At 61.3% G+C, this 25311-nt stretch carries 22 protein-coding genes and 2 pseudogenes; 10 read left to right on the top strand and 14 right to left on the bottom strand.

Annotated elements, in window-relative coordinates; translation table 11 throughout:
• The first annotated feature begins 248 nt into the window (after positions 1-248).
• From E3374_RS10705 to E3374_RS10680, 5 genes are all read left to right on the top strand, one after another.
• On the top strand, positions 249-1430 hold the full coding sequence (locus tag E3374_RS10705) for a glycosyltransferase family 2 protein (protein WP_136689075.1): 1182 nt from the start codon (positions 249-251) through the stop codon (positions 1428-1430).
• An 839-nt stretch (positions 1431-2269) separates the two neighbouring features.
• Positions 2270-3970, top strand: a complete 1701-nt coding sequence (gene hcp / locus E3374_RS10695) for a hydroxylamine reductase (RefSeq protein ID WP_248299454.1) — start codon at positions 2270-2272, stop codon at positions 3968-3970.
• Positions 3971-4256: 286 nt separating this feature from the next.
• Positions 4257-5294, top strand: coding sequence for an ArsA family ATPase (locus tag E3374_RS10690; RefSeq protein ID WP_136689074.1), 1038 nt, complete (start codon positions 4257-4259; stop codon positions 5292-5294).
• Positions 5295-5493: 199 nt separating this feature from the next.
• A complete protein-coding gene (locus tag E3374_RS10685; RefSeq protein ID WP_136689073.1) occupies positions 5494-6060 on the top strand; it encodes a DUF7437 domain-containing protein in 567 nt (188 codons plus the stop codon).
• Positions 6060-6605 carry a hypothetical protein gene (locus E3374_RS10680; RefSeq protein WP_136689072.1) on the top strand — a complete coding sequence of 182 codons (546 nt, stop codon included), beginning with the start codon at positions 6060-6062 and terminating at the stop codon, positions 6603-6605. The genes E3374_RS10685 and E3374_RS10680 overlap by 1 nt, the downstream gene beginning before the upstream one ends.
• Positions 6606-6638: 33 nt before the next feature.
• On the opposite strand, the gene E3374_RS10675 is transcribed toward E3374_RS10680, so the two are convergent.
• From E3374_RS10675 to E3374_RS10660, 4 genes are all read right to left on the bottom strand, one after another.
• Complete coding sequence (locus E3374_RS10675; RefSeq protein ID WP_136689071.1) at positions 6639-7958, bottom strand: glycerate kinase type-2 family protein; 1320 nt, start codon at positions 7956-7958, stop codon at positions 6639-6641.
• The gene (locus E3374_RS10670) at positions 7955-8791 is read right to left on the bottom strand and encodes an SDR family oxidoreductase (RefSeq protein WP_136689070.1); all 837 of its coding nucleotides are present in this window, start codon (positions 8789-8791) and stop codon (positions 7955-7957) included. The genes E3374_RS10675 and E3374_RS10670 overlap by 4 nt, the downstream gene beginning before the upstream one ends.
• A 71-nt stretch (positions 8792-8862) precedes the next feature.
• Positions 8863-9672 (bottom strand): endonuclease V, encoded by an 810-nt coding sequence (locus tag E3374_RS10665; RefSeq protein WP_136689069.1) that lies wholly within the window; start codon positions 9670-9672, stop codon positions 8863-8865.
• A gap of 3 nt (positions 9673-9675) precedes the next feature.
• Positions 9676-10623 carry a rhomboid family intramembrane serine protease gene (locus E3374_RS10660; RefSeq protein WP_136689068.1) on the bottom strand — a complete coding sequence of 316 codons (948 nt, stop codon included), beginning with the start codon at positions 10621-10623 and terminating at the stop codon, positions 9676-9678.
• A 347-nt stretch (positions 10624-10970) separates the two neighbouring features.
• Here E3374_RS10660 and E3374_RS10655 point away from each other — a divergent pair, with 347 nt between their 5' ends.
• From E3374_RS10655 to E3374_RS10645, 3 genes and pseudogenes are all read left to right on the top strand, one after another.
• Positions 10971-12092 carry a DUF4330 family protein gene (locus E3374_RS10655; protein ID WP_136689067.1) on the top strand — a complete coding sequence of 374 codons (1122 nt, stop codon included), beginning with the start codon at positions 10971-10973 and terminating at the stop codon, positions 12090-12092.
• Positions 12089-12859, top strand: coding sequence for a hypothetical protein (locus E3374_RS17185; RefSeq protein WP_169051831.1), 771 nt, complete (start codon positions 12089-12091; stop codon positions 12857-12859). Before E3374_RS10655 ends, E3374_RS17185 begins: the two co-directional genes overlap by 4 nt.
• Before the next feature lie 54 nt (positions 12860-12913).
• Positions 12914-13711, top strand: a pseudogene (locus E3374_RS10645) (undecaprenyl-diphosphate phosphatase); the annotation flags it as partial.
• Between the two features lie 35 nt (positions 13712-13746).
• Here the strand turns inward: E3374_RS10645 and E3374_RS10640 are convergent.
• Positions 13747-14175 (bottom strand): VanZ family protein, encoded by a 429-nt coding sequence (locus E3374_RS10640; protein ID WP_136689064.1) that lies wholly within the window; start codon positions 14173-14175, stop codon positions 13747-13749.
• A gap of 197 nt (positions 14176-14372) precedes the next feature.
• Between E3374_RS10640 and E3374_RS10635 the strand changes: the two genes are divergently transcribed.
• Positions 14373-15827: a sugar transferase gene (locus tag E3374_RS10635; protein ID WP_136689063.1), complete on the top strand. Its 1455-nt coding sequence runs from the start codon at positions 14373-14375 to the stop codon at positions 15825-15827.
• Positions 15828-15845: 18 nt separating this feature from the next.
• Here the strand turns inward: E3374_RS10635 and E3374_RS10630 are convergent, their stop codons facing one another.
• The 9 genes and pseudogenes from E3374_RS10630 to E3374_RS17405 form a co-directional block, all read right to left on the bottom strand.
• Positions 15846-16766, bottom strand: a complete 921-nt coding sequence (locus E3374_RS10630; RefSeq protein WP_136689062.1) for an NAD-dependent epimerase/dehydratase family protein — start codon at positions 16764-16766, stop codon at positions 15846-15848.
• A 112-nt stretch (positions 16767-16878) separates the two neighbouring features.
• Positions 16879-17283, bottom strand: a pseudogene (locus E3374_RS10625) (DUF234 domain-containing protein); the annotation flags it as partial.
• 363 nt (positions 17284-17646) lie between these two features.
• The gene (locus E3374_RS10615; protein ID WP_248299453.1) at positions 17647-18018 is read right to left on the bottom strand and encodes an ArsR family transcriptional regulator; all 372 of its coding nucleotides are present in this window, start codon (positions 18016-18018) and stop codon (positions 17647-17649) included.
• A gap of 47 nt (positions 18019-18065) precedes the next feature.
• The gene (locus tag E3374_RS10610; RefSeq protein WP_136689059.1) at positions 18066-19328 is read right to left on the bottom strand and encodes an RNA-guided endonuclease InsQ/TnpB family protein; all 1263 of its coding nucleotides are present in this window, start codon (positions 19326-19328) and stop codon (positions 18066-18068) included.
• 223 nt (positions 19329-19551) lie between these two features.
• Complete coding sequence (locus E3374_RS10605) at positions 19552-19953, bottom strand: PIN domain-containing protein (protein WP_136689058.1); 402 nt, start codon at positions 19951-19953, stop codon at positions 19552-19554.
• Complete coding sequence (locus E3374_RS10600; RefSeq protein WP_136689057.1) at positions 19950-20186, bottom strand: antitoxin VapB family protein; 237 nt, start codon at positions 20184-20186, stop codon at positions 19950-19952. The genes E3374_RS10605 and E3374_RS10600 overlap by 4 nt, the downstream gene beginning before the upstream one ends.
• A 337-nt stretch (positions 20187-20523) precedes the next feature.
• On the bottom strand, positions 20524-21216 hold the full coding sequence (locus tag E3374_RS10595) for a hypothetical protein (RefSeq protein ID WP_136689056.1): 693 nt from the start codon (positions 21214-21216) through the stop codon (positions 20524-20526).
• Positions 21213-21884, bottom strand: coding sequence for a helix-turn-helix domain-containing protein (locus E3374_RS10590; RefSeq protein ID WP_136689055.1), 672 nt, complete (start codon positions 21882-21884; stop codon positions 21213-21215). Before E3374_RS10590 ends, E3374_RS10595 begins: the two co-directional genes overlap by 4 nt.
• Positions 21885-21889: 5 nt before the next feature.
• Positions 21890-22207: a hypothetical protein gene (locus E3374_RS17405; protein WP_136689054.1), complete on the bottom strand. Its 318-nt coding sequence runs from the start codon at positions 22205-22207 to the stop codon at positions 21890-21892.
• Positions 22208-22310: 103 nt separating this feature from the next.
• Between E3374_RS17405 and E3374_RS10580 the strand changes: the two genes are divergently transcribed.
• Positions 22311-25307: a LamG-like jellyroll fold domain-containing protein gene (locus E3374_RS10580; RefSeq protein WP_136689053.1), complete on the top strand. Its 2997-nt coding sequence runs from the start codon at positions 22311-22313 to the stop codon at positions 25305-25307.
• Positions 25308-25311: the final 4 nt, after the last annotated feature.

The following is a 25311-nucleotide window of genomic DNA, read 5'->3' as shown; positions in this document are numbered from 1 at the left end:
CACTCCGGAACCACGGGACTCCGATCCAGTAACTGTATGTGACATCCAGCCATTGGCGGAGACATGCGTGACCAGCGGCCGGAAACACCGGCCACGCACCGCCGACGGACATTTCTCAGGGCTGGCCTCGGCGTCAGTCTGGGATCGGCAGGAGGACATTTTAGTACGGGAAACGCACGGGCCACGCCCGGCGATGAAACGTGGGCTACCGAGACTGGCGCTCAAAAGTATATATGGAGTACTAGTAAATGAGATCAGAATTCGTCCAATACCTCATTGAAACGTTCTTCCCAGGAATAATTATCCTTGTGATCGGGATGGGTGTCGTATTCGGATTCGCATTCGGCGTGTATACGGTCTTGGGATTGATTGGGACAGTTGGATATACGCCCCAAACTGGTGAAGAAAGAGCAAAGAATGTGAAAATAGCTATTCCGACCATAGCCTCCAATCAGGTTCGAGATTCCCTATTTACAGTTCTAGATGACCTTACCGACAAGTATGGATCTTATGAAATATGGGTAATTCTTGACGAAGGAGCCGAACTACAATCTGAGCTGATGGAGTACGGAGGGATCAAAACCCTCGTAGTACCGGATGAGTACGACTCACAGGCGAGAGCAAAGGGACGTGCATTACAGTATTTTACTGAAAACGTAGTTGTTGAAGCTCCAGATTACTGGTATGCCTTCCTTGATGACGATAATTTGATTTTAGACGATGACTGGTTGTACGAAATTTCAGCATACGAAGAAACTGAATACAAAGCCATGAACCCAATATTGTTACCCAGAGAGGGGAAATCGGCCATCACTTATATCGCGGATCATATCAGGTACTACGATGACCTAACGGTATTTCGGTTCTTCACAGGATTTGTGTCGAGTCCCTACATGGGGTTTCACGGTGAACTTCTCACTGTTCGAGGAGACGTTCTGACTGAGATCGGCTTCGACAGAGAATCCATCGTCGAAGATTTTTCTTTTGCTATGGAATGTGTAGAATCCGACGTGAAGTGTTGGCAGTCATCCACACGAGTTTCGATTCTATCTCCGCATTCATTTCACGATTTTCTCAGACAGCGACGTCGATGGTTCCTCGGTTGTTTACAGGAAATGTCTAATATGATTACATTTATCGTAGTTGGGTCTCGCCTTGCGATCTGGGCTGGCGGTATAACAGCAAGTTGGATCTGGTCTCCTTTTTGGGTTATGGGATTCGGGATAACACTCCCTCTTTGGGCAACAGCCCTGATCTGGACTGGTACCCTATACTATCTGATAGTAATTGTAACAGGGACATATTTCCGTGAAGGGTTGCTGTCCTATACGTTGATTCCACTACTACCAGTCTATGCCTTTTTGGAACATCTTGTCCCATACTATGCAGCTATCACTCAAGATGACGATTTCGTGGTGATTTCTAAGTAAGCGATCGGGAACCTTTGCTTTTCAGCACCAGATGATTATCTTCCTTTGACAGATCAACTGCTACTTCGTCGCGATGAGTGGCGACCTGATTGTGAACGATTCTGCGATGCGAGCAAGAACTTTGCCCTTGTGAACAGTGTATCCCCATCCGACTGCATCCGCAGAGCACGAAGCGTTCTGATGTGCCAACGAGAGTTCTGCTCTCGTTAACGCTTCTTGTCCGCTTGCGCGCCTGGAGTACTCGTTAGAGTGGGGGCTTAGCGCCTGTATTCAATCAAGCAGTCCAGTGCGACGTATCAGATATCGACGATACCGAGGCTGTATTCGAGTGCAGTATCCACCTCGTCCATCCGCTCTTCCGGGATCGACCCGAGGTTCTCACGGGTTCGGTGCTCGAAAATCGTCCGGATCTGATACGGATTATTGTCGTGATGTACCGGTATCCGTCGACCCCCGGGTCGGCGTCATCCGGAAATAATCTACAGTAATCCGTATGACTCGCCGTGTGGACCTCGGCAGGAACCTCGAGAGCTATCGTCACCGAGTCGAAGATGAACAATAATTTGGATTATCTTTTTAGTCAGTCTTTGGAAATGTCGGCGCCGGGAGATCGCTACCAGAAATAAATACCACGAACACGTTCGGGAGAAATCCCAAGCAGTACCGAGTCGAACATTATGTCGTGAACGGGACACATGGCCGGTCACGCGGGGACACGACGCCACCCGCAGACCGGCACTCGCAACGTCGCCTCGCCAGCCATCACCGCCCCGACAGTGGCGGACGACGGGTGGCTGTGCGCCACGACGTGGCCGTCCCCCACCACCCCACGATCAACTATGAGTAGTATGTACTGCTATCAGTGTCAGGAGACAATCGAGAACGAAGCGTGCACGGAGGTCGGTGTCTGTGGAAAGGACGCCGAGACGGCGACCCTCCAGGACCTGCTCGTCTGGGAACTGAAGGGACTGGCCTCTCTCGCCGAGGAGGCCAGAGACGCCGGGATCGTCGACGAGGACGTCCAGGTGTTCGTCGTCGAGAGCCTGTTCGCGACGATCACGAACGTCAACTTCGACCCCCAGTGGTTCGAGAAACAGATCCAGGAGGCGCTGGATCTTCGGCGTGACCTCCGCGAGCGCCTCGAAGCCGAAGTTGGACCGATCGACGACGCGGATCTCCCCGAGGCAGCGACCTGGGAGCCTGGGGACACCGCGGCGATGTACGAGCAGGCGACTCCCGAAGGGATCGGCGTCCGCGCGACTGACGACGAGGACGTCCGGTCGCTACGTGAGCTGTTGACCTACGGCATCAAGGGCATCGCCGCCTATGCCGAGCACGCCCACGTCCTGGGCGAACAGAAAGAAGACGTCTTCGCGTTCGTCCAGCGCGGTCTCGCCGCCACGCTCGAAGACAAAAGCGTCGAGGAACTGATCGGCCTCGTCCTGGAGTGTGGTGAGGTCGGCGTCGAAGTCATGGAGACCTTAGACGAGGCCCACACCAGCACCTACGGGCATCCCGAGCCGACCGAGGTCGACATCGGGACCCGCGATCGCCCGGGCATCCTCGTCAGCGGCCACGACCTCAAGGACCTCGAAGAACTGCTCGAACAGACCGAGGGCGAGGGCGTCGATGTCTATACCCACGGCGAGATGCTACCCGCTCACGCCTACCCCGCCTTCGAGGAGTACGACCACTTCGTCGGCAACTACGGCAACGCCTGGTGGCAACAACACGAGGAGTTCGAGGCCTTCAACGGTCCCGTCCTGATGACGACCAACTGCCTGGTCCCGCCCGAGGACTCCTATGCCCCCCGAACCTACACGACGGGTGTCGTCAGGTTCCCCGGCCTGCCCCACGTCGAGGACCGCGAGGGCGGCGACCCCAAGGACTTCTCGGCGCTCATCGAGCACGCCAAAGAGACCGAACCGCCCGAGGAGATCGAATCCGGGACGGTACCCAACGGGTTCGCCCACAACGCCGTCCTCGACCGGGCCGAGGACATCATCGAGGCCATCCAGGCCGGCGACATTCGTGGCTTCGTCGTCATGGGCGGCTGTGACGGCCGTCACCCCGAACGGGACTACTACACCGAGATGGCCGAGTCTCTGCCCGAGGACGTGATCATCCTGACCGCCGGGTGTGCGAAATACCGGTACAACAAGCTGGACCTGGGCGACATCGGTGGCATTCCGCGGGTGCTCGACGCCGGCCAGTGTAACGACTCCTACTCGCTTTTGAAAATTGCGTTGGAACTGCGGGACGCCCTCCCCGTCGAGGACGTCAACGACCTGCCGATCGCCTACGACATCGCGTGGTACGAACAGAAAGCCGTGACCGTCCTGCTGGCGTTGCTCAGCCAGGGCGTCGAGGGGATCCGGCTGGGCCCGACTCTGCCCGCGTTCCTCTCGGAGAATGTCATCGACGTGCTGGTCGAGGAGTTCGACATCAAACCGATCGACTCCGTCGAGGCCGACCGCGACGCTATCCTCGAAGAACTCGAATCCAGCCCGTTGATCGACGCGCCGGCAGCCGCCGACTGAAACCGTCGATTGTCCCGTTTCGACGGTATTCGCCCTCCGATGTCGAATCTCTCTGTCAACGTCCAGCCCGTAGTATGCGCCGACTCGCTGTCTCACCTTCGAGGAGGCCGCGACACGGGCAACGACCGGGAGTGGCGGTCTTTCGATGGGAGGCGGCGGTCTTTCGATGGGAGGAGACGATCATTCGATGGGAAGAGACGATCATTCGATGGGAGGCAGCGGTCTTTCGATGGCTGGATCGGATCGGGACCGACGAGTTCTCAAGTCCGCGCGGGAAACACCGTCCATGAACGACATCGACGTGGAACCCGTCGAGGACATCGAGGAGTCGGTCGTCCCGGAGGGGATCGAGGGGTCGGAGTACGTCCTCTACGGCGGGAAGGGGGGCGTCGGCAAGACAACGATGGCAGCGGCCACTGCGCTGGCGAGCGCCCGGGACGGGACCGCCACACTGGTCGTCTCGACCGATCCCGCTCACTCACTGTCGGATACCCTGGAAGCGAACATTCCTGCCGAACCGGCCCAGATCCGTGAGGACATACCGCTGTACGCCGCCGAGATCGATCCGGAGGCGGCGCTGGGCGACGATCCGCTCGGCCTCGAAGGCGGTGGACTCGGCGGCCTCGGGAAACTCCTGGGCGAGGACGTCACCGACCCGTTCACGAACGCGATGCCCGGTACCGACGAGGCGGCGGCGATCCGTCTTTTAATCCGCTATCTCGACGACGAGCGCTTCGATCGCGTGGTGGTCGACACCGCGCCGACAGGGCACACGCTCCGGTTGCTCGAACTCCCGGAGGTCATGGACACGATGGTCGGGAAACTGCTCTCCTTCCGGGAGCGCATGAGCGGGATGATGGGGACCATCACCGGGATGTTCGGCGACGCCGACGAGGAAGACTTAGAGGAGGGTTTAGACGACCTGCGCGTCCTCCGGGAACGTATCGAGCGCCTCCGAACGATCCTTCAAGACCCGGCGAAAACGGACTTCCGGGTCGTCATGGTCCCCGAGGAGTTGAGCGTCATGGAATCCGAGCGCCTCCTGGAGCGGCTGGCCGCCTTCGACATCCCCGTCGGGACGGTCGTGGTCAACCGCGTCATGGAGGACCTCGCAGACGTCGCGGACGTCGACACCGACTGGTACGTCTCGCCGAACCTGGAGACGTGTGAGTTCTGCCAGCGTCGCTGGGATGTCCAACAGACGGCCCTCGAACGGTCACAAGATGTCTTCCGTGGTCACGACGTCCGCCGAGTCCCGCTGTTCGCCGACGAAGTGCGGGGCGAGCAGTTGCTCCGCGTTGTCGCGGCCTGTCTAGAAGAGTGACCTACAGTTTCGTCGCTTGATCCGCTTCCATCGCCAGAGACAACCCCAAACCAACTCCCGACCATCTCTCCGAAAAGGTGGCTGGGAGCGACTTGCGGTCGACACCCGGATACGTGACGGGCCATCTCTGCTTCGCTACACCGATATTCACTTACAATTCCGGAACCGTTAATATGCCATACATAGAACATGGATAGTGATGTCGTCCGAGCATCGCCTCGCCGACGCGACCGATCCGGAAGCGACGGTTGGGAATCTCCTCACCTACGCGGCGTTGCTCAACACGCCGAAACTGGCGCGACTCTACGTCTACGTGCTCCGGAACGGCCCCGTCGCGATCGAGACTGTCAAAGACGATCTCGAGTTGCCACACTCGACGACCTACAAGTACGTCGGCGAACTCGAGGAGATGGGCGTCCTCACTCGCCACGAGGAGGCGACGCCGACGACGATCGAAGTCGAGCCGATCCGACTGACGATGGAAACCGACCACGGCGACGTGGTCGTCACGCCCGTCCTCGTCGACGCGATCGCTCGACAGCATGACACCGAGGACATCCGCGTGTTTGTCGAGCGCCAGGGAATCCCGAAACTCGCCGCCGCGTTGCACTACACGCTGCGCGTGATGGACGGCGATCTCACCCAGCGCACTGCCGCCACCAAACTCGATGTCCATCCGGTCGAGGGGATGACCGTGATCACTGCGCTCCAGGACGTCGTCGAGGCGGCCGAAGCCTACGATCCGTATCTGGCCACTGGCGAGTGATGTCCGGGGAGCAGATTCCTCGCGGGAGTACCGCGGTCATCGATAGCAGTGTGCTCTTCGCGATGGGCGGGCCGTCGAACGCGAAATACCAGGCCTTCGAGCGGTTCGTGACACGCCGAGATATCGAGGTTCGGATTCCCGACCACGTCGCCGAAGAACTCGGCGAGAGTCCGGACGCATACGCCTATCAGCGTGATCGCTTGCAGGCAGCCCGGAATGCCGGGTGGCTCGAGCGTGGCGTCGCGGATTTCTCGAACCCGGATGTCTCCAACATCGTCGATCGCACGCGAACGCGGATGGATCGCCTGTCGGACGCCGACGTCACGGAAGACGAAATCGAGAAGGCGGACACCGTACTCGCAGGACTCGCATATCAGTACGCGATCGAGCAGTCAGACCACGTGGCCGTACTGGTGAGCGATACACTGGCTGAGCAGGCGATCGGTGACGTGCTAGACGCTTCAGGAGTCGGGGACAGGGTGACGGTGGTAGAGGGGCGAGAACTAGTAAACGACCTTGACGACCAATCCGTCGACGAAAGATAAGTCGGCCGCAATCGACGGCTGTGCCTTGCCGATCTACGCTTCGATCACGAAGATCCGAAGATCGTTGACGTTCGTCCCCGTCGGCCCGGTCTCGATCACCGTGTCGGACTCCTCGAGGGCCGGCAATGCGTCGTTCTCCAGCAGCGCCGCCCGCCCGCGCTGTGGGTTCGACAGCGTCTCGCCGTCCACGATCGCCCCAGCGACCTCGGTCCCGCCGTCCTCGCCGTCGGTGTCGACGCTGGCACAGACGATTCCCTCCGGTTGCTCGACGGCGACCCGGAGTGCGAACTCCAGATTGGGCCCGCCGTCGCCGTTTCCCATCACCGTGACTGTCGTTTCGCCACCCGAAAGAAGGACAGCGGGCGGTTCGACGGGCGTCCCGGTCGCCGCACACTCCTCGGCGATCGCAAGCTGGGAGAGCGCCGCCTCGGTCGCCTCCCCGCGAACCCGCGAGGAAACGACCAGCGGCTCGTAGCCGGCTTCGCTGGCGGCGTCGCGGGCTGCCGACAGGGCCGTCCAGGCGCCGGCAAGGACGTGATTGTCGACGTGACCGAGCACGGCCGGGTCAGCGGGAGTCTCCTCACGCTCGCCGGCCGCGCCGGCTTCGAGGTGTTCGCGGACCGCTGAGGGAACGCCCACGTCGTAGCGATCCAGGATCTCCAGAGCGTCCTCGTAGGTCGTCTCGTCAGGTGCAGTCGGCCCGCTGGCGATCACCCCAGGGTCGTCGCCGACGACATCCGAGAAGAGGAGGCTGACGACCGTCGCCGGTGTGGCCGCCCTGGCCAGTCCACCGCCTTTGATCGCCGAGCAGTGCTTGCGGACGGCGTTGATCTCCGTTATCGACGCGCCGCTTTCGACGAGTTCCTCGGTGGTTGCCTGGAGATCGACGAGCGTAATGTCGCCTGCAGGTAACGCCAGCAACGCGCTCCCGCCGCCGGTGATCGGCGCGAGGACGAGCGTCCCCTCGCCCAGGTCTTCTGCCCGCTGGAAGACTCGCCGGGCCCCCTCCAGACTGTCCGCGTCGGGGATCGGATGACTCCCTTCGACAGTCTCGACGGTGTCGGTGTCGACGGGTGACGTCGAGACGACCAACCCCCGGTCGACGTACTCCCCGAGGTGAGCCTCGAGTTCGCGGGCCACCACGTCGGCGGCCTTCCCGCCGCCGAGGACGACAACCGAGTCATAGGCCGCGAGGTCGTACTCGCTTCCGGCGACGGTCAGAACGTCCCTCTCGACCGAGAGCGATTCCCGGAGGACGTACTCGGGAGTCGACGCCTCGATGCCCGCCTCGATGCAGGACAGAGCGACGTCGTGGACCGGCGTCGCCGCCAGCCGATCGCGGTCGGCGATCATCGTCGGAAGCCCGAAACGCGGCGGAACAGACCGAAAGCGGTGTCGCGCCAGCGGTCGGGGAGATAACGCAACGCCAGGAGCAACTTCGCGCCGTGGCCCACCGCATAGCGGGGATCGGGATCGGTCATCGCCGCCGCGTCGTAGATCACCGTCGCCACATCTACGGGCGGGATCCCGAAGACGCCGTCGTACTCGATCGCCCGGCGATCCGCCTGGGCCTCGTAGACCCCGTCGTATGCCCCTGACTGTTCGAGTCGTTCCTGAGATTTGTCTGTCCGATCGGCGAAGCCCGTTTCGACGACGCCCGGTTCGACGACGACCACGTCGATACCGTACGGGTCGACCTCTGCACGGAGGGAATCGCTCATCGCCTCCAGGGCGAACTTCGAGGCCGAATAGGCACCCAGTCCCGGCGCGGCAAGTCGACCCTGGAGGCTCGACACATTGACGATGGTTCCCTCCTCCCGCTGGCGCATGTGCGGCAGGACCGCTCGGATCAAGCGGTGCGGACCGTAGAGGTTGACGTCGAACTGATCGTGGAGGGCATCGGTCGGCACGTCCTCGACAGGGCCGAACTGACCGGTCCCCGCGTTGTTGACCAGGCAGTCGATACGCCCCTGTTCGTCGATCACACGGTCGACGACGCGCTCGACCTGCCGGGCGTTGGTCACGTCCAGTTTGGCCGTTTCGGCCCCAGCGTCTGCGAGGTCGGCGACATCGTCGATGTCGCGGGCTGTCGCGTAGACCGTCCAGTCCTCTTCGAGGAACTGTTCGGCGCTCGCCCGGCCGATGCCCGAGGAACAGCCGGTGATGAGTGCGATGTGGTCGTCCATACGGTCGCCGTCGAGCGGGGAGAAGTAAGCCCTGGCGGTCGATCAGCGGTTCGTGGCTGCCGGCCGTGTGGTCACTCCTCGCCACCCTCGCGCTTTCGCTGATCGGCCGCCCGATCGGCTAGCCGCGTCGGCTCCGGGAGTTTGTACCCGGCAGCGCACTGGGACACGAGGTCGGTGGTCGTTTCCGGGCTCAGCCGGTGGCCCGGACTGACGTACAGCGGGTTGATCGACGTCGACCCCGACTCGTACTGGCGGGTCTGGACCGCGTGGCCGATGACGGTCCCGGGCTCGGCGGTCTCGACGGTCTCGTCGGCTTCGACGGCGATCCGTTCGCCCTCAGGCATGTGGTCGGGGATCGGTTCGGCAGGCGTCCCACAGAGGAGATTCTTGGCGACGCCGATCGCGGGGACATCGATGGTCACGCCGATATGGGTTGCCAGTCCGGCTTCCCGGAAGTGGATCTGGCCGCTGCCGTCGACGACGAGCAGGTCAGGTTCGACGGCCAGGTTCGACAGGGCTGTCAAGATTGCTCCGCCCTCGCGGAAACTCAGTAACCCGGGGATGTAGGGGATCTCGGTGTCGACGACCGCGGACGCGCGATCCACGATCGCCCCGTCCTGCAGGGCGACGACGGCGCTGAGAGCTCGATCGCCGTCGTCGAGAAAGGCCTGATCGACGCCCGCGACGATAGGTCCGTCGTCCGTGAGTCGCTGCTGGGTGTCGTCCCCGAGATCGACGGGCGAATCGAACGTGAGCGTCGCCGGATCGAAGTCGAAGTCGTCCTCGAAGGTGGCCACGTCGGCGATCTCCCGCTGGAGGGCTTCCATCTCCTCGCGGGAAGGCGAAGGATTGGGGACGAACTCGGGGCGCGTGAGTGCCATCGTTCAGAATGGCCCGCGACGCCGGCCCGGACCGCCCGGGCCACCTGGTCCGCCGGGGCCGCCGCCGAGCTGGAGCTGGTTGGGGACGCGAATTCTGTTGCGGACGTGCTGGCCGTAGGCCAGGCCGATCGCCAGACCGACGAGGTGTGCCACGTTGGCGACGCCACCGCCGCCAGTGCCGAACATCCCGAGGACGTTGATCACCACGAGGCCGATGGTCAGCACCCAGATCGGGACGGGGATGATGAAGTATAGATACACCCGAAGTCCGGGGTTCAGGACCGTCAACACGCCCATGATCGCCAGGGCGGCACCGCTTGCCCCGAGGACGCCGCTGGGATCGCTCTGAACGAGCATGATCGCGATCTGTCCGAGGCCGGCGAGGGCACCGCTGACCAGGAACAGCCACGTGAAATCACGCGATCCGATGTAGTCCTCGACCAGCCGGCCGAAAAAGAAGATCACGATACTGTTGACGGCGATGTGGCCGAACCCGCCGTGGGAGAAGATCGACGTGAACCACGTCCAGACGTACTCGGGATGGGCCGGCCGGAGGACGAAGATGCTCCGCCAGGTCGGGTGAAAGGAATGGACGACCTGACTGAGCGAACCCGTCAGGGCGTAGCCGACGACGTACTGCGCCAGGAACGTCAGCCACATCGCCGCCAGGAAGACATAGGTCATGTTCCCCCGGAAGTACCCGATCGGCCCGCCGGGACCCGTGTCGATCCCGAGCCTGGCGAGGAGACCGCTCGAAGAACCGGTGTCCCGCCCGGTCGAGACGCTGTCGTCGAAGCCGCTGTCGAAGACGCCGCCGGGATCGTCCCAGTCGTCCAGTCCCGGACAGTCGTGGTTCTCCGGGAGGCGGTGTTCCGCACAGAAGGTGCCACCGCAGTGTTTGCAGTGATACGGCATGTTCGTCTGTTTGCCGCACACGTCGCAAGTCGTCATTGCCGATTCGTAACGGACCCCGGGGCAAAGAGATTATGCTTGGGCCAGTTGTCGAACCATCGAAGCGCTCTCTGTAGCGTGCATCGATCGCCATTCGCTGACGCTCCCGGACAGTGGATCCTCGACGGTATCGAACTCCGACCGATCCGGAAATCGTCGGATATGTCCACCCGCCGGACGCGCGATCGCTGCGACGAACGACAAACACCCCGCGATCGCCACGGAAATCGTCGAGTGAATGCTCGTTGCACCGTCGATTGACCGGTCGAAAGGGTCACGCGGTCCATCGAAATCTTTTACATCGGCACCGGAAAGGGTACGCACATGCAAACCGAGGGTTCCCGCCGATGGACGTGATCGACGAGGACGGGCGTCTGTTCGGCCTCGTCAACGTCATCGATGCACTGGTCGTGTTACTGGTACTCGCGGTCGCCGTCGCCGGCTTTGCCCTCCTCGATCCGTTCGGCCCATCGGGGACCGAGGAGTCCCGGTTCGCGACGATCGACCTCGGCGACCAACCCCAGTACGTGGTCGATCAGATCCAACGTGGGGACGTAATGCGTCCCGAACGAGCGACGCGGAACGTCACCGTCACGGACGTCTACGTCGGCCCGGCTAACGGCGAGAACGTCACTGCCGTGGTTCGAGCCCGGATCAACGGCACGTTCAAGGAGAGCGGGGATTCCGGGCCGCGGTTCACGTACGCCGGAGAGCGGATCACTCGAGGGAACGCCTTCACGCTGGAGACCGACGATTACGGGATCGAGGGGACGATCACGCGGTTGTCTCAGGACGGAACAACTCTCGAAACGAATACGCGGCAACTCGCTATCGAGGCGACCGTCCCGATGACCGTCGCCAACGAGATCGCGGTCGAGGATACGTACAACGTGGGTGGGGATCCCATCGGCACGATCCGAGCGGTAGACACGTATCCGGCTGACGACCCGACGACGCGGCGGGTCACGATAGGGGTCGACATCCGGACGATCGACCGGGAAGGAGGGGAGTACTTCGGGACAAGTCGCGTCTCACTCGGCTCGGCGCTCCCCTTCGAGACCGACGCCTACGCGCTTTCGGGGACGATCGTCGCGCGCGGCTCTCACGTGCCAGCGGGAACGACTGAAACCCGGACGATACTGGTCAGGGCCGACAACGTCCGTCCGGATTTCGCCGACGGGATCACCGAAGGGATGACCGAGGAAATCCGGGGGGAGACGACCGGACGGATCGTCGAGAAACGGGTCGAACCGGCCTCGGTCATCCTGACCAGTGACGGCGGCGATATCTTCGAGCGGGACCATCCTCGAAACAAGGACGTCTATCTCACCGTCGACGTACAGGTCCGTGAGACGATGGACGGATATCAGTTCCACGCGCGTCCGCTCGCAGAAGGGAACGCGATCACGCTCGACTTCCGGACGCTCACGGTCCAGGGAACGGTGAGTGACATCCGGGCTGACGGATGACCACTCGCAGTACGGCTCGGCGGGCACTCGCTACCTCCCGAATCGGGGACGTGATCGGCAAGATGACCCACGGGTCCCGCGTGGTCGATGTGATTCGGGGGGCCACCGTCGATCCAGTCCTGGCGACGTGGCGGTCCTGGACCGCAGGGTCAACTGTCGGCGATGCTGCCATCTCGGCTCGGACGGGCCTGACTCGACTGGCCACCGGGGCGCGAACGGTGGATCTCCTGGGGGCGATCGGCCGATGGACGCGCCGATCTGCGCTGTATCGATGGTTGACGGCCGAGCCGGAGCCGGACGTGATCGTCATCGACCTGCGGGAGACGGTGACGATCCGACCGTTCCTGATCGCCCTCGACGAATCGATCGGTCTCCTCCTGCTCGGACGACGGACGTCCGTCGTCAGGGCGGCGATCGGCGCGGCGAGTCGACGCCTCCGTGCCGCGCCGATCCGCGTGGTCAGTTTCGCGGTACTGTTCGCCCTGCTACTGTCGGCAGTCCTCGGCGCCGTCCTGGGGACGCTCGACACGACGGGGATCTGGGTCCGAGGGGTGGGTGCCGCGCTGGCGCTGGCCGGCACTCGCGTCGATTACTCCTGGGAGACGATCCGGGAGTCACGACCGGCGCGGCTGGCGATCGCGTTGCTCGAACCGCCGGAACCGCCGGAACCGCCGGAGCCGCCGGAGCCGACAGAGCCGACAGAGCCGCCGGATCGAGCGGGAGAGAGGAAGGACGACCGCCACGCCGACGATCCGTGCCGGGAGTGAACCGGAACGCCCTTTCGGGTCGGGGCGTCGGAGATAGGTATGGACTGGTCGATCATCGTTGCGGTGGTCGTCGGCGCCCTCCAGGGGATCTTCGAGTGGCTGCCAATCTCGAGCCAGGGGAACCTCACGATCGCACTCTCGGCGCTGGGACGATCGCCGGCGGACGCGGTCGCGTTCGCGCTGTTCGTACACCTCGGAACGGCCCTGTCGGCGACGGCCTACTACCGCCACGAACTCGGTGACGTCCTCCGGTTGGTACCCGACTGGCGACCGGGACGGGCGTTCGACGGCGAACAGGCGACGGTCACGTTCCTCGCTCTCGGGACGCTCGTCTCGGGTGTCGTCGGACTGGCAGCGTACGCGACCCTCGAGGCGGTCGTCTCGGCGTTGACCGGCGGTGCTGTCGTCGTGCTGGTCGGCGTCCTGCTCGTCGTGACTGGCGTCTTTCAGCGTGTCTCCGCCGAGGAGGTCGTCGAAGAGAGGTCGCCGCCCGGCGGACTCGACGCGGTCCTCGTGGGTGCCCTCCAGGGGCTGGCGATCCTCCCCGGCGTCTCGCGGTCGGGCGTGACAGTCGGCGCGCTCCTGTTGCGTGGCCACGACGGGCCGACGTCCTTTCGACTCTCCTTTCTGCTGTCGATCCCGGCGGCGATCGGGGGTGGCCTGCTCGCCTATCAAGACGCCGGAGTCGGGGACGCGACGATGCTGGGGATGGCGCTCGCCTTGGGAACGGCCGCCGTCGTCGGCTACGCGACGATCGACGCACTGATGCGCGTGGTCGAACGCGTCTCCTTCTGGGGCGTCTGTGTCGGTCTCGGGACGCTGGCGATCGTCGGCGGACTGCTGGTCGTCTAGGCCGGCACGGACGACAACGGAACGAATCCCCCGCGTTACCGGGGGGCGATTGACTCGGCGAGTCGACGCGCCCGGACGTACCGGATCCGACGTTCGATCGGGAACCAAAGCGCGACCAGGCCGGCCCCGAGGCAGTTCGCCAGCAGGTCGCCCCACCCGAAGTACCGGTGGGGAAGCGCTCCCTGGAAGAGTTCGATTGCGGCACCGAAGGCGATCGCCCCACCGAGGACGAGTCCGGCTCGCACGGACGGCCGGTCACGATAGGTAGCGGTCGCGTACGCAAGCGCCAGGCCGACCCCGAAGTATGCGAGGAAGTGGAGGTACTTGTCCCAGAACGGCGTCCGCGTCGCTGGTGGTCTCGGCGGAACCGTCACCAGCGAGAAGTAGACGACGACGGCGAGGGTGACGAGGACGAAGCCCCACCGCAGTGTTCGCGGTACGAGCGGGACTGGCGGGCGCCTCATCGATCAGGCCTCCTGTCCAATCGTGGCGACGCGTACAACCGATGATCGGGTCGTTCCGGGCGAGCTATCGGGAACACGCCGGTCGATATCGGAGGACAGTACTATAACTATCGTTTCGACGAGCGTCCGTTCGTGGCGACGAACAAGCCGGGTCGAATGGATGGGTTTTACTGGTCGCTCCCACACTAGTCGGTCGAATGGTCGCCGGAGCGCGGTACCGGATCGTGAGTGCACTGGGCGTCGTCGTCGCGACCGTCGCGGCGGTCCTCGTCGCGAACACGGAGCCGATCCAGGCGTTCGTCGTGACGACGGTCCCGATCGTCGAGCGGTTGCGCCCGGTCGTGCTCACGAGTGAGGACCTGTTCTTCCGGCTCGTCCTCGTGACGGCCGTCGTCACGGCGCTGCTGGCGCCGCTGTACAAGCCGCGTCCGCGTCGTATCCTGAACACGGTCTTCCGATCCCAGCGACGGGTCGCGGTGGCGGGGCTCGCCCTGGCGACGATCGGCTATCTGGATCACTCCTCGCGCGTCCCGCGGGCGACGCTACTCGTCACGTTCGGTCTCCTGGGTGTCGTCCTGCCGGTGTGGTTCGTGGCGATCCGTCACCGGCCCAACGGCGAGTCCCGCCGGGCAGTCATCATCGGCGACGACCCCGAGGAGATCGACCGCATCCTGGGTGCCATCGACGTGGCCGTCATCGGCTACGTCGCGCCGCCGACGCCCTACGCCGTCGACGGCGATCCGACCGGGACGACGACGGCCACTGACGGCGCCGGACTGCTTCGAGAGGACGCGGCGCCGGAGATGGACCTCGAATGTCTGGGCGGGCTGTCCAGGCTCGAAAACATCCTCGTCGAGTACGATGTCGACACGGCCGTCTTTGCGTTCAACGAGACGGACCGCGAGGAGTTCTTCGGCGTCCTTGGGACCTGTCACGAACACGGCGTCGACGCGAAGATCCACCGCGAGAAAGCCGACAACGTCCTCGTCGACGGCGATCCGGTCGAGGACATCGTGGACGTCGACGTCGAACCCTGGGACTGGCAGGACCGGTTCGTCAAGCGGGTCTTCGACATCGCGTTCGCGGGCTTCGGCCTGGTGGCGACCGCGCCGCTGCTGGGCGTGATTGCCGTCGCAATCAAACTCGACAGTCCGGGACCCGTGCTGTACAGCCAGGAGCGGACCGCCGAGTTCGGCGAGACCTTTAGAGTGTATAAGTTCCGGAGTATGGTGCCGGACGCCGAATCGAATACCGGGGTCAAACTGAGCGAAGAAGACAAGGGTGGGCGCGACCCCCGTGTCACTCGCGTCGGTTGGTTCCTGCGGCGAACGCACTTCGACGAGATCCCACAGCTGTGGTCGATCCTGAAGGGCGACATGAGTGTCGTCGGCCCGCGGCCGGAGCGACCGGCGCTCGACGAGGACATCGAGAGTGGTGTGACCGAGTGGCGACAACGGTGGTTCGTCCGTCCTGGGCTGACCGGACTCGCCCAGATCAACGACGCGACCGGACACGAACCGGAGATGAAACTCCGCTACGACGTCGAGTACATCCGCAAACAGTCGTTCCGATTCGACGTGGCGATCGTGATCAGACAGATCTGGCAGGTCCTCGGGGATGTCGTCGCGACGCTGTCCGAACGAACGGAATGAGACTTCGATTTTCCGTGTTCACGCCTCAAACAACGTTTCGAGCCCGTCACCCAGTGCGATGGTCGGCTCGTAGCCGAGCGCGTCCCGTGCTCGCGAGATGTCGGCACAGCTCCGTTCGATGTCGCCGGGCCGCGGGTCTCCGTGGACGATCTCGGAGTCGGCGTCTGCGATCGAGCGGATCTTCTCGGCGAGTGTCCGGATCGTCGTCTCCTCGCCCGTTCCGACGTTGTACGCGGTGCCGACGTGTTCGGTCGTCGCCGCCAGGCAGTTCGCCCGGACGACGTCCTCGACGTGGACAAAATCTCGTGTCTGTGTGCCGTCACCGTCGACGGTGATTGGATCGTCCCGGTTGGCTTGTTCGCGGAAGATACTGATCACGCCGCTGTAATCGCCAGCGGTCTGGCGCGGGCCGTAGACGTTGAAGTATCGCAATGCAATGGTCTCGAGCCCGTAGAGATCGTGATAGGCGCGGACGTATTGATCGGCACTGCACTTGTCGATCCCGTACGGTGATGAAGGATCTACTGGCTCGGTCTCGTCGAGCGGGACGGTCGAAGGCTCGCCGTATATTGCGGCGCTCGAGGCGAAGACGACGCGGGCGTCCTCGTGACGGGCGCGTTCGAGGATCGTGAGCGTGCCATCGTGGGTGACGTCGTGACAGCGCTGCGGTGCCTCGACGGACTGCTGGACGCTGACGATCGCCGCCTCGTGGAAGATCAGATCGACGTCGTCGGCCACCTCGGCGACAGTCTGTTCATCCCGGACGTCACCCTCGACGAAGGTCGCTTCTTCGGGGACGTTCTCGCGGGCGCCTGTCGAGAGGTCGTCGAGGATCGTGACGTCGTTCGCATCCACGAGTGCGTCGGCGAGGTGACTGCCGATGAAGCCCGCCCCGCCGGTGATCAGGATTGTCTGTCCGGTCAGATCCACGTCTGGCATTGTTTCAACGATTGATGGATGTGGGGAAAATCTGGCGTTCCGTTCTTGGAACCCCGATTGCGGTCGATGGCTGGACAACCGGTCGAAGGAACGCCGGCGCTAGAGCAGTGAATCACGTAGTGGCCTCGAGAGCGTCGATCACGTCACTGAGTTCGACCAGTGTGAGATAGGCCCGTTCGTCCGTCGCTTCACGGACCGACTGGGCGAACCCACTCCTGGCGAACAGGACGTACTCCACGTCCGGGTCACCGCCGTCCGGCGAGGTCCACCTGACGCGCTCGGCATCGGCTTCGAGCTGAGCCAGCACGTCGTATCCGAGTGGCTGACTGGTGAATTTACACTCCCCGAGCAACAGCGTCCCGTCGGTCGTCGGCGCGGCAACGTCGATCTCGTGGCCGTCGTACCACCAGGCCCCCGGATAGCGAGTCATCGTATAGGACGGGAACAGCGTCTGGAGTGCGTCCCGGCAGAGTCGTTCGAACGTTCCACTGACGAAGTCCGAGAGGTGTGGTTCGACGACGCCGGCTACGAGACCGTCTTGGTGTGATCGCCAATTTCACTTATAGCGTTCCTGCCGGTCCGATCCGTACGCACACTCTCGACCAGTTCGTGCGTTCGTGCCCGATCCCGGAAGTTCTCCAAGACAGCCCCGTCGATCGGCCCCCCCACCGGTCCCCCCATTTCTGGCAGTGAGCCGCCCCGAAGGGCCTCGACTGACCTAAAGAGTGGATCGTCTGGATCGACCACGTCGCGCGTCTCGATCCACAACTCTGTCGCCTCTCTGATCGATAGATCCTGCTCCTCGGCGAGAGGCTTTCTCGCGCCATCGTGTGGGTGTAGCCCCTCCCAGGACACTCCTAAGGGAGCGCACAGCCGAGGATCACTCGACGGCGTCGAGATCGGGCACCTCAAAGTCGAGGGCGTTTACAACAGCGTCTGGCAGTTCCGGACGCGGTGCCGACTCGTGACGCTCGATCTTTTCGGTTTTCCGCGTGTTCTCGTAGAGGGCCCGGGCGACCGGGAGCCCACGGAGATATTTGTAGTCGTGGAGGATCTCGACGCCGCGCTCCGTGAAGCCGTAGAACTGCGCCGGAAGATCGCGTTTCTCCTCGCTCGGCTCGTAGGTGTAGCGTGCGAGGATGTCCGCGTCGATCAGCGCCTCCAGTTGATCGGTAATGGCCGCCTGACTCTTGGCGGTCATGTAGGCGAGTTCGGCAAGTGACAAGAGATGTGCGGGGTGGCCAATTGACATCCTCCCCGCGCTGAAGCGCGAGGATTCCCACGTTGGGATATTACGGTTTACGGGACGACCTGTTCTTGTGGGGCTACTCGCCCCGTGGATTTGTCGAACAGGCGGACCGATGGCTGTGCCAAACAGCCGTTACTCCTATCCCTTTCAGGATTCGGAGTTACCGTCGCTCGCATATTCTCCGCCGCATTCAAATCACTGTTCGCAACCAGTTCGCAGTTTTCACACACGTACAAGCCACGCTCAACACGGTTCGAATCGGCTTTTGTCCCACATTCACAGCAGGTTATCGACGTGGCCAGTCCGTACTCATCAACCCGCTCCACGTCGATGCCACGCTCTTGGGCCTTGTATTCGATGTGACTCAGCAGGGTTTCAAACGCCCAGTCGTGCAGGCGTTTGTTTCCGTGCCGCCCCCAGTCAGTATCGTTGCGGATATGCTTCGGGTGGCCGACTGCTATCGTCCCAACCCCTCTGTCAGCACACTGCGCTACAATGTCTTTCGACAGAGCGTGCAGGAAATGCTCTTGTCGCCGGGATTTCTTCTGCCGTGCCCACTCCACGTGGTCGCTCGGCCCGTTCTCACCTTCGGTGTCGTATTCTTCTTGCCGGAAGTAGTGGGCGTCTTCTTTCAGGGCGTTGCCGGGATACAACAGTGTCTCATCACCGACAGAGACAGCAGCCGTGTTGCAGATGCCAAGATCAACACCTGCTGTCTTCTCACCGGGCGTCTCAGGCGCCTCGATCCGCATCTTGCAGACGAAGTGGAGTTCCCACTGCTCACCAGTCCAGACAGCCCGCACCGTCTGGACGTTTTCGACAGCGTCGAGCGTCTGGTCGTCTGTCTGGAGCGTGTACTCACAGAGGATGTAGTCGGCAGCGTAGCGCGACTCTTTCATGTTCGTCCCTTTGGAGAGACGGACACGATTGTACTGGGTGTCGAGTTTGAAGCCCTGGTTTTTCCACGTCACCGTCGAGCGTGGGTGGTCGTCGCCATATTTGCGGTAGCCGGGCGGGTTCGCATCCGGGTCGTCCTGTTCGTACCACGAGACGAACGCCTCACCGAGTTCCTGAAGAACTCGTTGACTAGATTGGCTGTGTAGGTCTGCATAGCGTTCGTGGCTTTTGAGGTACGAACAGAGTTCATCTGCGTCTGGAATGTGACCGATAGCATCCCCGACGCGCGAAATCGTCCATCGGCCGACGTTCCACAATTTCGACGCGGCAAAGCCATGCGAATCGAGGTCATCACGAACTTGCGAGTGGTTACTGATACTCGCTTTGAGTGTCCGAGTGACGACCTGATTCGGCATATGTAAGCATAGTATTTTTACTTATATAAATATTAGCACCCGGCGCTGAATATCCAACCGGGGCTACGAGCGTGGGAGCTTCTCAATTGTCGGCTTCATCCCCGTCCTCGAAAAGCGAAGCTTTTCGGGTGCAGCGAGAGCTTCGCTCTCGCCATGCCGCTGAAGGGCGAGGCTTTCGCTTCGAATCTCCGTAACGCAGTAGGGCGGGGAAGAGCTGACTCCCTCAGTACGTCTCGACTGGCAACCCGTCCACGTCCTCGAAGTCCTCGTCGTTGCTCACGACTGGTTCATCCAAGGTGAGCCCTGCCGCCGCAACCATCGAGTCCGCCCCGTCGAGATTTGACAGCGAATCCGAGCGAGCGTGCCGTCCCCGAAGTGCCCCCGCTTTCCGGGCGAGCCTGGCGTCCATCTCGACGACGGGAAACGACTGCAGCAGTTTCTCGTACCCGTCCCTGAGCGTGTGTCGCTTCGGCTCAGGAGCGTTCGAGACGGCGTAGTACAGTTCCCACGTTACCATCGCTGGAACGCGCGTCGGGACACCGGTCGCGTCCAACTCCCCGGCTTTCCGCTTCGCAGCCGGGTCCTGCTCGACGAGTTTTCCGAGAAACTCGGTATCCAGGATCACGGGAGTTCCTCGTCGAGGGCCTCGCGGTTTGCCTTGTCGTCGGCCTCGAAGTCGGCTTCGAGCGCGTCAGTGTCCCACGCATCGCTGGCGTCCTGGACGTCGTCCGCGAAATCGAGCAGGCCGTACCCGCCGACCATCCGTTCGAGTGCGTCGCTGAACGACTCGCCCTCGCGTTTCTCGTCTTCAACGCGAGCGTACAGCCGTTCACTCACCCGTACTTGCTTCGTTCCCATACTAGCGTGTTGACGCTGTTGACAGATGAAACTGGCGGCGATACCACGCGTGGCTGGCTAGCGCGATCTCGGGGATCCACGACTAACGGCTCATCCTCGGGGTAGGGTAATCCCGGCGGGGACCGTTCAGGAGGGACGACCGGCAGCGATCAGATCAGCTGGCTCGAAGAGAAAGACATGAGTCGTTGAGAGCCCCTCAAGGGGGACTTGGTCGCGCTAACGAGTGAAGATACTCAGCGTGTCCATCTAATGCGCAGCAGGATGACGGGAAGCGAACAGTCTTCGAAACCTCAATCTGGAGAAGCATTCCGTTGGATCCCCATTCGAACCGGCAAGATCAGTAAGAGTTGAGGCCAGATCGTTCGTCACGAAGGAAGTCAACGACAGTATCGACATCCCGTTTCGGGACAGTCTGTTGTTCGAAGACGCCTTTGAACGCATCCTCGAATCCATCTGCAGTGAGTCGTTCGAGGACCGTATCGATTCGTCCGGCGAGTTTCTCAAGGTCGCCGCGATGGAGATGGGTCGCAATCCGGTCGAAATCGGCGCCGGCAGCAAGCACCACCAAATCTCGTGTGTCCGCCTTGCGACCACTGTGGAGTTTCACTGCGAACAGCAATTCTCGCTCCGGAATCCTCGCTGAAATCGGGTGACCTGTCCGGAGGTCCTCCGAGACAGAGTGTTGTGCCAGATAGCGGTACGACCACTCGGCCTCCGTCTGGCGACAGCCCAATGCATCGATCATCGCGTCGAATCGAACGGGATTACCGATATCTTTCTCGAACCGAATCGTACGGCCCTCGTAGAGATCATTCCGTTCGACGTCGGCAGTTTTCTCATAGCCGCGATCATCGAGGAGCGCGTTGTAATCGTCGATCGCCTGGTCGGGAATGACGACATCGACGTCTGTCGTGAACCGTTGGTTGAACGCCGCGATCGCCCACCCGCCGACCAGGACGTACGGCAATTCGGCGTCAATGATAGCTTCCAGCGTGTCCAGCAGCTCGGCTTCGCGTTCGCCAAGACTCATGGTTTGAGACGGGGGTCTTCGTGGGTCGCGTCGATATCACGGTCGTACTCGTCGGCGATCATCTCTAACGCAGGCTCGTAGTTCACCCGGTGTTCCCTCATGTGATCGATCGTTTCATCCAACGGAATGACCGGGTTGCCGTCGACCCACTCGCGAGTGATCGGTTCCGAAGTGGGAAACAAGACATACGAGACGGTCACGTCATAGTCGGTCGGATCGGGCCGGTCTTCGATCGTACAGGGGACGCCGAACTCGTCGAAAAACGCCATCCATCGGTCGACATCCTGGTCAGCGACCTGGATGAAGATCGGATAGTCATCGTGACCGCGGGCGATCTGATAGCCGCCATTCGTCCAGACGTAGACGCTATCGATCTTCGTATACGCGAACGGCATCCCGGCGAAATGCGGAATGACGTAGGCCTCATCGATCGAGGGGGCTCTCGATCGAGAGATAGTCGCGACCATCTCGTGATAGCGATCTCGGATGGTGTAATCCTCAATGTAGACCCCGTCATCGCGTCGGATGAATCCCGCCTCCTCCAACCGTTCGATCCAGTCGTAGACCCACGAGTAGGAGCCGTCGATCTTCTGGGCGATCCGCCGGATCGAGTCGCCCGGCCGCACCGCCAACATGATTTTCGCCGCCGTTTCGTCGACGTACTCCATCATCACTAGTTATCGGTATCGAATATAACATTATTAGTCTTTCCCCCTTCTTCCGAGTGTTTATCATCTCTATACAGATAGTAACGGATCATTTCGACTGCTCCGAGAACGTTCTCTCTGTTCTGCAGGAGAAAGGAGGTGGCGAAGGATATCACAGAGATCACGGAGGAGCGGCCAACTGCCGGGAAGCCCTCGCCGAGGGCGTGGTGGCGAACTGACGCCTGTTTTTGCGGACACACACCGCCAGCGATCCGGTGTGTTCTTGTCCGGCAGCCCGGAAGCCGGAATACGTGCGCCTTCTTCGGGTCGCCCAAAATCTCCATCCCGAGGTGCCCAGTGGAGGGACCTATCGGTCGTGTCTCTCTTCACCTTGGTACTAGGTCGTGACCCGTGGCTTTATTGACGCTGGCGGGGCGTGTGCGAGTAATGACCGACGTGGAGGCGACGACTGCGGAACTCCTCGCGGAGAAGCCGGATCTCGAAGATGGACTAAAAGAACTTCTCGACGTGGACGCTGCGGAGGAGACTTGGACCTTTGATGACGTGCCCTTCGATTCGGGAACGTTCGGGGAGTTGGTGTCGCGTAGTGTCGTCGAGAAGCGCGAGGGGGAGTACGCGCTGGCGGATCGTGCGGCTGTGCGGCGTGCGCTGGGTGTGGAGCAAGAGGCTGACGAAGGCAGGGAACGTGACACCACCGGTTCGGCAGGAAGTATCTTCGAGGACATTTCGATGCCGGACCTGCGCGTCGAGCGGCCGGTGGCGACGCTGGGGCTTGTTGGGGCGCTCGCGCTGGTGGTGCTCTTTCGGGTGTTGCCCTGGCCGGCGGTGTTCCGCGGCGAGGATGTCGTCCTCTCGGGGAACGATCCGTACTACTACCGGTATTTGGTGCATCAGATCGTCGAGGCGAGTGCCGGACCGCTGGATTTCTCGGTGTTTGCGTCGTTGCCTAGTGGGGTGAGCCACGGCGAGCCACTTATTGTGGCGACGTTGTCGTGGGTGTCGACGTTGCTCGGAGGTACGTCGGCCGTCGGTGGCGTGTTGGCGTGGTTCCCAGTCGTCTCGGCGCTCGTGACCGCTTTGCTGGTGTACGTGCTATCGGTAAGGTTGACCGACGACCGCCGTGTCGGGATCGCCGCCGTGGCGCTGCTGGCGATCATGCCCGGCCACGCCTTCCGAACCGGGCTCGGGTTTGCCGACCACCACGCCTTCGACTATCCCTGGCTGGCGTTGACGACACTAGCCGTGGTGTCTGTGGTCGATCGTGAAGAACGAGATTGGCGGACGTGGGCATGGGGCGTCGCGCTTGGGGTTGGTGTGGCGGGCCAGACGCTGGCTTGGGAGGCCGGGCCGCTATTGCTCGTACCGCTGGGAATATTCGTGATGCTGGCGGTACCGTCGTGGGTTCGTGCTAGTAGATCACCCGTTCATGAAGGCGCCGTGTTCGTCGGCGGGTTGGGGCTGGCTACGCTGGTGGTGCTCGGAACACACGTGAGCTGGGGCTGGCATACACGAGTCGTCGCCTTCGCGCCGCTGCTATTGTTGGTCGAGGCTGTCGTGATCGTCGGATTGGGGGAAGCGGCGAGGCAGTTCGAAGTCTCGGCGCGGCCGCTGATGGGTATAGAAGTACTCACGTTTCCCAGCGGATTTGCTGTGTTGTGGTTAGTGTTTCCGGACTTCGTCAGCGAACTTGGGCGTGGCATCGATTTCTTGATTTCGAAAGGCGGAGTCGCCGAAACGATGTCGATTGTGTCGGGGGATCTCGGGGCTATCATCGGTCCAATCTTCCTGTTCGGGTTCGCGCTCTTCCTAGCACTGCCATACATGGGATGGGCGACCTGGCAGTGCTACAGTGGAAACGAACCGGAGTGGCTGGTCGTCAGCATCTACGGATGGTGGTTCCTTTTACTATCAATGATCCAGATCCGCTTCGCTGGACAGCTAGCGCTGTTCGCAGCATTGTTCGGGGGGCTCGGGTTCGTGCACGTCGCCGCGTGGGTTGATCTGACTATGTATCCACAGCCGTTCAGCGGCGGGTCAAACGAATCCGAAAAACATGGCATTTCCACGAGCGAAGACGCGGACGAAACTGACGATCTAGAATGGCCCGAACGACGACGGGCGTTGTCTTTGATGGGGTTCGGATTGGGCGTCGGTTCGCTTGGAATCATCAACACGCCAATCAAGCACTCCCAACTGCTGATCGACGAGTCGACGTACGAGGCCACGAAATTCATGCGGGAATACTCTGAGGAACGGGGTTGGGAATATCCCGAGAATTACGTGTTCAGCGAATGGGGACGAAATCGGGTATACAACTGGTTCGTGAATGGTGAATCAGGGAGTTATCGATATTCTCAACAGCATTTTACTGATTTTCTCAGATCTAACCGAGACGAGTTTTGGTATCAAAAATTGATCAAAGACAACAAATACGGATTTATTGTTGTTTCATCAGACAATATAAGTGGAGGCCTATCCGAGTCTCTATTTAATCAGCTGTATAACCAGGGGGGAAGTCGAACAGGACACTACCAAGCAATCTGGACAACAGAAAATAAGAACAAATGGATCTACGTCCCCGTCAAGGGGGCCATCGTAACAGGCAAAGCTGAATCACGTGAGTCGATGACTATTCGAAAGCAGGTGGAGATCAATAATGCATCTTTTGAGTACCAAAAAGAACCAACACCGACAGAGACAGAATGGTATGCTACAAGAGTAGCTTACCCGGGAGAATATATTGGTCCAGACGGTCCTAAAGAAGTATCCACAGAAGATATTTCGGATGGTAATTTCGTTTCAAACAAAGGAGACAGCGCATACTGGCCGATGAATTCCGGACGCGGAGACTACATATTCGACGTAGAGGGTGGTCACCACGGGGAGATCTATAGTGCTGAATGGAGCGAAGGCATCGAACAAAAAGCGCTCCGATTCCGAGGCTCTGGAGGAATACGTACAGATACTGACGACCTGACCTTCAGAAACGGATTTACGGTTGCTGCGTGGATCACATTGACTGATTCGTCGAAGAACTGGCCCGTCGTGATCGGGAAAGGGCCGTCACCCAAAACCGGACCACAGGAGCATACGTTTGTTCTACGGAATGATCGGGAAGGACCGTTTCGATTTTCGATCGTGGCCGGAGATTCAATTTACCGACTTACTACGGATATAACATCACAAGAGTGGCATTTCGTTGGCTTGGTATACGATGGAAATCAATTGCACGCGTACGTGGATGGAAACTTGGTTGGGAGGAAAATCGTGACAGGCAGATTAAAACAAAACGATTCGCCAGTGACGATCGGACGGATGGGTGGTGCGAATAGTTGGTTTGGACATATTGACGAAGTTCGCATCGACGAGGATGCCTGGACAACAGAAGAGATTCAAACCCTCTACCAAGAAAAGAAGAGATGAGTTC

The organism is Halorhabdus amylolytica (assembly GCF_004944975.1).
Lineage (GTDB): Archaea > Halobacteriota > Halobacteria > Halobacteriales > Haloarculaceae > Halorhabdus > Halorhabdus amylolytica.
The sequence above is the reverse complement of the archived record's forward strand: the minus strand, read 5'-3'. Positions and strand labels throughout refer to the sequence as shown.

Bases quoted from the DNA above. Each gene is read 5' to 3' on its own strand.
- E3374_RS10705 (WP_136689075.1), top strand. From the start codon at position 249: ATGAGATCAGAATTCGTCCAATACCTCATTGAAACGTTCTTCCCAGGA.
- hcp (WP_248299454.1), top strand. From the start codon at position 2,270: ATGAGTAGTATGTACTGCTATCAGTGTCAGGAGACAATCGAGAACGAA.
- E3374_RS10690 (WP_136689074.1), top strand. From the start codon at position 4,257: ATGAACGACATCGACGTGGAACCCGTCGAGGACATCGAGGAGTCGGTC.
- E3374_RS10685 (WP_136689073.1), top strand. From the start codon at position 5,494: ATGTCGTCCGAGCATCGCCTCGCCGACGCGACCGATCCGGAAGCGACG.
- E3374_RS10680 (WP_136689072.1), top strand. From the start codon at position 6,060: ATGTCCGGGGAGCAGATTCCTCGCGGGAGTACCGCGGTCATCGATAGC.
- E3374_RS10675 (WP_136689071.1), bottom strand. From the start codon at position 7,958: ATGATCGCCGACCGCGATCGGCTGGCGGCGACGCCGGTCCACGACGTC.
- E3374_RS10670 (WP_136689070.1), bottom strand. From the start codon at position 8,791: ATGGACGACCACATCGCACTCATCACCGGCTGTTCCTCGGGCATCGGC.
- E3374_RS10665 (WP_136689069.1), bottom strand. From the start codon at position 9,672: ATGGCACTCACGCGCCCCGAGTTCGTCCCCAATCCTTCGCCTTCCCGC.
- E3374_RS10660 (WP_136689068.1), bottom strand. From the start codon at position 10,623: ATGACGACTTGCGACGTGTGCGGCAAACAGACGAACATGCCGTATCAC.
- E3374_RS10655 (WP_136689067.1), top strand. From the start codon at position 10,971: ATGGACGTGATCGACGAGGACGGGCGTCTGTTCGGCCTCGTCAACGTC.
- E3374_RS17185 (WP_169051831.1), top strand. From the start codon at position 12,089: ATGACCACTCGCAGTACGGCTCGGCGGGCACTCGCTACCTCCCGAATC.
- E3374_RS10640 (WP_136689064.1), bottom strand. From the start codon at position 14,175: ATGAGGCGCCCGCCAGTCCCGCTCGTACCGCGAACACTGCGGTGGGGC.
- E3374_RS10635 (WP_136689063.1), top strand. From the start codon at position 14,373: ATGGTCGCCGGAGCGCGGTACCGGATCGTGAGTGCACTGGGCGTCGTC.
- E3374_RS10630 (WP_136689062.1), bottom strand. From the start codon at position 16,766: ATGCCAGACGTGGATCTGACCGGACAGACAATCCTGATCACCGGCGGG.
- E3374_RS10615 (WP_248299453.1), bottom strand. From the start codon at position 18,018: ATGTCAATTGGCCACCCCGCACATCTCTTGTCACTTGCCGAACTCGCC.
- E3374_RS10610 (WP_136689059.1), bottom strand. From the start codon at position 19,328: ATGCCGAATCAGGTCGTCACTCGGACACTCAAAGCGAGTATCAGTAAC.
- E3374_RS10600 (WP_136689057.1), bottom strand. From the start codon at position 20,186: ATGGGAACGAAGCAAGTACGGGTGAGTGAACGGCTGTACGCTCGCGTT.
- E3374_RS10595 (WP_136689056.1), bottom strand. From the start codon at position 21,216: ATGAGTCTTGGCGAACGCGAAGCCGAGCTGCTGGACACGCTGGAAGCT.
- E3374_RS10590 (WP_136689055.1), bottom strand. From the start codon at position 21,884: ATGGAGTACGTCGACGAAACGGCGGCGAAAATCATGTTGGCGGTGCGG.
- E3374_RS17405 (WP_136689054.1), bottom strand. From the start codon at position 22,207: ATGGAGATTTTGGGCGACCCGAAGAAGGCGCACGTATTCCGGCTTCCG.
- E3374_RS10580 (WP_136689053.1), top strand. From the start codon at position 22,311: ATGACCGACGTGGAGGCGACGACTGCGGAACTCCTCGCGGAGAAGCCG.